The organism is Pseudomonas sp. SDO5532_S415 (genome assembly GCF_054071155.1).
The window spans coordinates 1-1,523 of record NZ_JBSVWS010000350.1 but is presented as its reverse complement, the minus strand read 5'-3'; the positions used below and the strand labels follow the sequence as shown (position 1 = coordinate 1,523).

Annotated in this window: 1 protein-coding gene; it reads right to left on the bottom strand. The window is 62.8% G+C overall.

Going from position 1 to position 1,523, the window contains the following annotated elements; genetic code table 11:
- Nucleotides 1–62 precede the first annotated feature (62 nt).
- Nucleotides 63–1,301: an acyl-CoA dehydrogenase family protein gene (locus tag ACW9HW_RS30015; protein ID WP_457402953.1), complete on the bottom strand. Its 1,239-nt coding sequence runs from the start codon at nucleotides 1,299–1,301 to the stop codon at nucleotides 63–65.
- Nucleotides 1,302–1,523: the final 222 nt, after the last annotated feature.

The window sequence follows — 1,523 nt, the reverse complement described above, 5'->3', positions numbered from 1 at the left end:
TTGAAATGCGTTCCCCTTGTGGGAGCGAGCCTGCTCGCGAAGACTGACTTCCAGACGCTACATCACTTGGCCTGTGGCCCATTGCCGATCTGCCACACAAACGGCGGCTCGGTCCCGCTGATCTCCCAATCCCCGACAATCCGCGCCTTGTAGATCACCGGATTGTGCGACGACACGGTTCGCGCATTGCGCCAATGCCGGTCGAGCGCCTTGCCCTGGCGTATGTCCGATGCCCCGAGCGCGTTGAACAACTGGGTGGTGGCGCGCTGGATCAGCTCGGTGACCACCACCTGTGCCTTCGCCGATTCGATTTCCGCCGCCACATTGGCCGCACGCTCCAGCGCCTCATCGCCCGAAAAGCGCGCCAGATACGCTTGCTGCGCCGGGTGTGCAGCCCTCAAGGCAACGGCCTCGGCGGCATACACCGATGCGGCAATTTCCCCGACCACTTGCTGGATTTGCGCGTCTTCGCTGACGCGTCGGGCATTGCCATGGCTGTAGATGCGTTGGCGCTCACGCACGTGCCGGGCAACATCTCGCAACGCCGCACGGCCGATGCCCGCCAGGGTCGCCAGCAAGACCAACTGATAGAACGCGGTCTGGTATTTGAAGCGGGTGGCAAAGTCGATGACATTTTCGGCTTCCACTTCGGCATCGACAAACCGCGACGTGCCGCTGCCGGTGGTGCGCTGGCCGAAGCCGTCCCAGTCATCGCTCTGCACGATGCCGGGCTGGCGCGTGCGGACCGCGGCAATCACGTCCCCACCGGTGTCGCTGCGCTGGGCATAGACATCGATCCAGTCGGAAAACAGGCTGCCGGTGCTGTAGAACTTCTCGCCGTTGAGCCGCCACCGATCGCCGTCGGGTGAGACTTGAGTGGCGACGTCACCGATGGCCACGTTGCCGATTTCGGTCCAGGCGCAACCGACGATGTCACCGGCGACAAAGCGTTTGAACCACAGATCCCGCACCGGCCCGGACGGGGCGTTGAGGCGATCCTCGGCAAAGGCAAAGTGGCCGCGCAGTGCCTGTGGAATGTTCGAGTCGGCCTCGGCCAGTTCGATCAACAGTTCAAACAACTGCGGCAGCGAAGCGCCGCCACCGCCATATTCACGCGGTACCCGCACGGCGCCGAATCCGGCTTCCTTGAGCCAGCGGATCGGTTCATAGGGCAGTGTGCGCGACTGTTCACGGTCGACGGCGCCCTCGGCAATACGCTGGAAAATCGGCCGGAACCTGGCGGCCAATGACTCATAGTCAGTGCCGACGGACAGCGGGTTGATGATTGGGTGGTCGGTCATGGGGCGGCTCCTGGATTGGACAGTGGATGCCACATGGGATTGCACGGTCCATGCCGGGGAGAAGGCGCCTGGATTTGCTGGGGAGAAGGATTCAGATTCAGCCTGAACTGTTGTCATACCAACAGCGCAACAGCAATTTGCCTTCTACCACACCCGCAACCCTGTGGGAGCGAGCCTGCTCGCGAAGGCGGTTGAACATCCAGCAGATGCGTCGCCTGACAC